Source organism: Citrobacter sp. Cpo148, from assembly GCF_030332375.1.
Taxonomy (GTDB): domain Bacteria; phylum Pseudomonadota; class Gammaproteobacteria; order Enterobacterales; family Enterobacteriaceae; genus Citrobacter; species Citrobacter portucalensis.
On record NZ_JAOWHY010000032.1, the window covers coordinates 1 to 4886 of the forward strand.

The 4886-nt window shown below is 54.2% G+C and carries 8 protein-coding genes; all 8 read right to left on the reverse strand.

From position 1 onward, the window contains the following. Positions 1 to 1601 (reverse strand): replication endonuclease (locus OGY10_RS01705; RefSeq protein WP_286576096.1); only part of this gene is annotated, 1601 nt, incomplete at its 3' end. 17 nt (positions 1602 to 1618) lie between these two features. Next, the gene (locus tag OGY10_RS01710; protein ID WP_286576092.1) at positions 1619 to 2617 is read right to left on the reverse strand and encodes a DNA cytosine methyltransferase; all 999 of its coding nucleotides are present in this window, start codon (positions 2615 to 2617) and stop codon (positions 1619 to 1621) included. Continuing rightward, positions 2614 to 3468, reverse strand: a complete 855-nt coding sequence (locus OGY10_RS01715) for a DNA adenine methylase (protein WP_286576093.1) — start codon at positions 3466 to 3468, stop codon at positions 2614 to 2616. The genes OGY10_RS01710 and OGY10_RS01715 overlap by 4 nt, the downstream gene beginning before the upstream one ends. After that, on the reverse strand, positions 3465 to 3692 hold the full coding sequence (locus OGY10_RS01720) for a TraR/DksA family transcriptional regulator (protein ID WP_286576094.1): 228 nt from the start codon (positions 3690 to 3692) through the stop codon (positions 3465 to 3467). Before OGY10_RS01720 ends, OGY10_RS01715 begins: the two co-directional genes overlap by 4 nt. Continuing rightward, the gene (locus tag OGY10_RS01725) at positions 3692 to 3925 is read right to left on the reverse strand and encodes a DUF2732 family protein (protein ID WP_001244238.1); all 234 of its coding nucleotides are present in this window, start codon (positions 3923 to 3925) and stop codon (positions 3692 to 3694) included. Before OGY10_RS01725 ends, OGY10_RS01720 begins: the two co-directional genes overlap by 1 nt. Before the next feature lie 67 nt (positions 3926 to 3992). Further along, a complete protein-coding gene (locus tag OGY10_RS01730; RefSeq protein WP_000963480.1) occupies positions 3993 to 4334 on the reverse strand; it encodes a DUF5347 family protein in 342 nt (113 codons plus the stop codon). Next, positions 4298 to 4498 carry a phage filamentation protein Fil family protein gene (locus OGY10_RS01735; RefSeq protein ID WP_000956168.1) on the reverse strand — a complete coding sequence of 67 codons (201 nt, stop codon included), beginning with the start codon at positions 4496 to 4498 and terminating at the stop codon, positions 4298 to 4300. Before OGY10_RS01735 ends, OGY10_RS01730 begins: the two co-directional genes overlap by 37 nt. 7 nt (positions 4499 to 4505) lie before the next feature. After that, a partial coding sequence (locus tag OGY10_RS01740; protein WP_286576089.1) for a phage regulatory CII family protein occupies positions 4506 to 4886 on the reverse strand: 381 nt, incomplete at its 5' end.

Genomic DNA, 4886 nt, shown 5'->3' on the forward strand with positions numbered 1-4886 from the left:
CGGTGCAGTGACGCCCAGGCGCTGACATGCTCGGCGCTGTCACGCAGTGATCTGCCGGTTTCTTTGCTGATTTCTTTAGCCAGCCCGCGCCCGTCGATGTTCTTACTGATGTATTTGGCGATATAGCTGGTCGGCGTTCCCTTGCGCGGATTGATTAACTCGGACTTGAAGCGCGGCCCGGTATTGGTGCCCAGTTCCTCGCGGTCTTCACGGATGGCAAACTTACGCAGCAGTGCGGTGATGGAACGGCGGTCTTTTTTGCGCATGAAGCACAGAAGATGCCAGTGCACGGTGCCGTCATGGTGCGGCTCTGCAACGCGGACGCCGTACCAGCGCAACCCGGCCTTGTGCATGGCCTTGCGGAAAGCGGCGAACGTATCAACCAGGTAGTCACTGCTCTGCCGGACAGTGGCACTGGTCCACTTCGGATTAGGTCTGCCGTTGTTGAGGGTTGCGTGGAAGCGTGACGGGCAGGTGATGGTAAAAAACACCGCGCAGTCTCCGCGCATTTCCGCGATCAGTTCCAGCCCTTTAACACAGGCCATCATTTCATTACGGCGGTGTGCCGGGTTGCTGTTGCTGGCATTCACCACATCTTCCATGTCCAGCGTGTCACCGTCTTCGTTGACCAGCTCATGTGAGCGGAAGAACTCCAGCGATTTGCGGCGCTGCTCGCGTTTGTGGATCACGGCTTCATAGCTGACATACGGGGACGCTTTCTTGTTGACCAGGCAGACGGCGCGCAGCTGCTCCTCCCGCCACTCGCAGCGCATCTGCCACAATTTGCGATACCACCAGTCCGCGCACAGCATGCGCGCCAGCGACGGTGGGATCAGTTCATAAGGCACCGGCTTGCGGCGGCGCTTTTTGCGGCGCAACTGCTCAAAGGCAGGCGGGATGACCTCAAGGCGCATGGCTTCTGCAGCAACCCTTTCCCATGCCTGGCGGATTTCTTCTGGTTTAACATCGTCACTGACAAACAGATCACCGCAGGCCGCATCAAGACACATGCTCATATGTGCCGCAACCAGCGTGGAAAGGCGCTTGACCTGCTCCTGATTCATTTCAGGCAGTACCAGCAGCCCCTCCAGCCCGTCCTGGCTCGCCATGAACCGGAAAGACGCAGACACCTGGCTGTCACGTACGCGCTCCAGCCGCTCCAGACAAGGCCTGATTGTTTCGCGCAGATAGCGGGAATAAGCTTTAGCCCTGCCCAGGCTATGGAAGTATTTAATCCGCTCCAGCAAAGGCTTGCTGATATGGGCAGGCATGGCGCTAACATCGGCAATAATCACCAAATCGGGATTAACGCGCTGCTGTTCGCGGGCCATTTTGGCATGGCTAATCAGCCGATCCTGCTCCATTTCACGCTGGACAGGATCGCGGGATTCATTGAAGAAATAACGTTCCCAAACCTTATCACTCAGCGCCTTACGGCGCAGATGCTCCTGCTCGTTATCCGCAGCGTACAGAGCGATGAGGTTTGAAAGCGCAGACTCCGGCGCAACTTCCGCCGGGTCCAGATAGGGGTTAACCGCTTTTTTTGGGGTATTCCATGGAAAGGCTGCGGCGGCCTCATTCGAGCCGCCGGCCGCCACCATTTCGAAGCTGGTCAACTTCACAGTCCAGCCCCCATCATGTAAGACTTGATGAATACTACTGCCGCCTCTGCGTTTAAGGCGTTTCCGTAGGTTCGAATTCGTCCCACTCTGGAGGCAGCCCCATTAACCAAAGGCTCAAGGCCGGATTTAACTGGCCTCCATTTTCCATCTGTGCATTTGAGCCAGTCAGCATCTTTCCAGAAGCCGTTAACCGGACCGGGCCTGCAATCTGTGCCACCACATCCAGACGATCTGTCGATATTTTCCCGTTGCGAATCCTCCCCCCAGGATATCCCCCCTTGTGGTCGCTGGCTGTTGGCGTAGGCCAGCCAGCCATTTTTACCTGTTGCGCAAGGCTGCTGCCGGACATGCCCGCGGTAATCCCCCGCCCTCCCCGCCTGCTGTCGCTGGCGCTCGGAGTTGTCCAGCCCGAAAGCTGCGCAGCTGTCTGCAAGTTCAATCCTCCCTGACGGCCCGCGTTGCTGGGATGCTTCCAAGCATTCGCTGTGGGTGTGGGCCACCCAATAAGTTCTGTCCCGGATGTTCGGGGCACCGACGCTCGCAGCCGGAAACGCACTCGCCCCGAAGGCATAACCCAGGGCTTCCACGTCAGTCTGTACAAGGTCGATCCAGTCATTTGCGTCAGCACTTGCAGATTGCTCGCCAAAGACAACGACAGGGCGACGCTGCCCGACCAGCCAATGCATGGCGGGCCATAAGTGCCGCGCGGCAGCAAATCCTTTTCCTTTGCCTGCCGCGCTGAAAGGCTGGCATGGGCAGGAACCTGTCCAGACTTCTCTGCTGTCTTCCCAGCCCACACGGCGCAGGGCATATGACCAAATGCCAACCCCTGCAAAGAAATGGACCTGAGCAAATCCTCGTAAATCATCGGGTCTGACATCTTCAATACTCCTTTCATCTACAACACCCGGCATAATGCGACCGGCAGCCATGTGTACACGCAGTCGCGCAGCTGCAAACGGGTCTATCTCGTTGTAATAAGCCCACGCACTCACGCCCGCACCTCATACTTAACGCAGCAATCAGGAGCGCCGGCAGGGTCAAAACCAATCCAGTGATGAGGTTTAGAAGTAGCGATGATTTCCACGGCGGACTTACCATCACCGGCAGCCACACCCATGCTGCGCTTTGCCGTCAGCTGATAGCGGGAGAAATTGCGATAGAGAGAACGGGTCAGGGACGTGTCGCTGTTGGACACGATAACCGGATGACCTTCTGATGACCGGCGCTCAAGAATAGACGCCAGATGATACTGGTCGTCCTCTGTAAAACCGGCAGTGTGATAACCGCTAAATGTGCCATCGTATGGCGGATCACAATAAACAACATCACCAGCCTGCAGCAGCGCCAGTGTTTCCTCAAAACTGGCACAAATAAACATTGCACGTTTAGCTTTCACGGCAAAAGCGCGTATTTCGTTTTCGGGGAAGTACGGCTTTTTATAATGTCCGTATGGATTGTTATATTCACCCTTCTGGTTATAACGGCAAAGGCCACGATAGCCATGGCGATTTAAATATAGAAAATATGCTGCTTTTTCTACTTCATTAGAAATTGAGTAATTGAAATGCTGGCGGACACGGTAATACTGAACATCCGAATTAAAATCTTTAAATAACTCCCTAGCTATCTGAATGACAGCCTCATGGTCTTTCTGAATCATCAGATAAAGATTAATCAAATCAGGATTAATATCTGCGACAAGATAATGAGGATAGTCTGTCGCCATCATCACAGCGCACGAACCCGCGAAAGGTTCAACCAGTCGCGGGCCTGCTGGAAGGTGTTTTTTCAGTTCTGGCATTATGGCGGTTTTATTACCCGCCCATTTCAGGATGGTGCTCATACAGCCCCCCCTATGTAATGTTTGCCTTTCAGCTCTGCAATTTCCTGACAAGTGATACAGCACTGCACGCCCGGAATGGCGCGGCGGCGAGCTGGCGGGAGCGGTGCATCACAATCAATGCAAAGCACACGGGAAACGCCCGGCGTTCTGTTGCGGGCGGTGTGGATGTGGCGCTGACGTTCTTCTTCAACGCGCTGCTGTACAAGGTCCATTGAATCAGCCATCAGTGGATCTCCTGCGCTTCATTCTGAATGTTTTCAGCCGCAATACGCAGCAGCTCCGCCGCTTCAACGTGATTAAGCTGGCGTGACGTTATATGGCAAGCCAGGCTATCAAGACGGGCTGCCATTGCCGCGGCACGTGCACGGCGTTCTTCCATGCGTGCATCAGTCAGCATCTGATTAAGGCCAGCATCATCTGGTCCTGTTTTGGTGATTCGGGTTTCAATATTTCGCATTGTTGTTTCTCCTGAATTTGGGCAATAAGATGCCCGGCGGGTTTACGCCTTTAATTTCGATTGTGGATTAATTCGGCATGGCTAGCCGATTTGGAAATAAACTCACCACTGTACGGAAATGGTTCATTGCTTTAATCAGCTCCCGCTTTTCGTCAGTCGTCAGTTCACTAACATTGACGCTATGACGTTCCGCCGGAATCTTTGCCATAAAGAATATTGCGGCTAATGCGCGTTTATTCTGCTCATGGTTAATATCCCGTTGGTCCCGCATATCGCTAATAAAGCGCTCCAGTTCTGAATCAATATTTAAGCCAAACACTTTCGCCCTTAATTCCGCGATGTGGTTTAACCCATTAAGACGGAGGCCCGCGCTTAACGGAACAGTCGCAGCATCGCCTTCAATAGCCATGGTTTCCCCTGCTTTTTAGTGGACAGCTCAGCCAGCAACGCATCCTGAGAGCGGCACGGATGCCAGCGCTTGCCATCCTTCCCCATAATCCAGCCATGACCGCAGTGCATTGCAGGACTTTGCTTAACAAGCAGTGATGCAAAAGATGGTTCTTTAGTCAGCATAACCACCTCAGATCAGACCGAACGAAGCGCCGAGGCCCGTCACGGTATCTACTGCGCTTGCCATCGCCGGATTCGCCTGCAAACGCGCATGTAATGAAACTGCGGTGAGTGCCATCAGGCGCGTGACAGAGTTGATGCTGTTGATAACATCGCGGCGGCCCGCACTGGTTTTTACATCACCGGATACTGCGCCTGCAGCTACTCGCCCAATTTCCGCAGTTGCACTCATGACGTAATGCGGCAGGTTCTCTTTTGCCACTTCATTCAATGGCACACACGGCAGGCAATGGATTTGAGCCAGAAAACCGTCAACCAGCGTTGAGTCTTCTGTGATATCAGTCAGCAGCCAGATCTCCGGCGGCGTAAGTTGATGCGGTTGCTCCGGGTT

Excerpts from the sequence above, each read along its gene's own strand:
- OGY10_RS01715 (WP_286576093.1), bottom strand. The coding sequence starts at position 3,468 with ATGAGCACCATCCTGAAATGGGCGGGTAATAAAACCGCCATAATGCCA.
- OGY10_RS01730 (WP_000963480.1), bottom strand. The coding sequence starts at position 4,334 with ATGGCTATTGAAGGCGATGCTGCGACTGTTCCGTTAAGCGCGGGCCTC.
- OGY10_RS01735 (WP_000956168.1), bottom strand. The coding sequence starts at position 4,498 with ATGCTGACTAAAGAACCATCTTTTGCATCACTGCTTGTTAAGCAAAGT.
- OGY10_RS01720 (WP_286576094.1), bottom strand. The coding sequence starts at position 3,692 with ATGGCTGATTCAATGGACCTTGTACAGCAGCGCGTTGAAGAAGAACGT.
- OGY10_RS01725 (WP_001244238.1), bottom strand. The coding sequence starts at position 3,925 with ATGCGAAATATTGAAACCCGAATCACCAAAACAGGACCAGATGATGCT.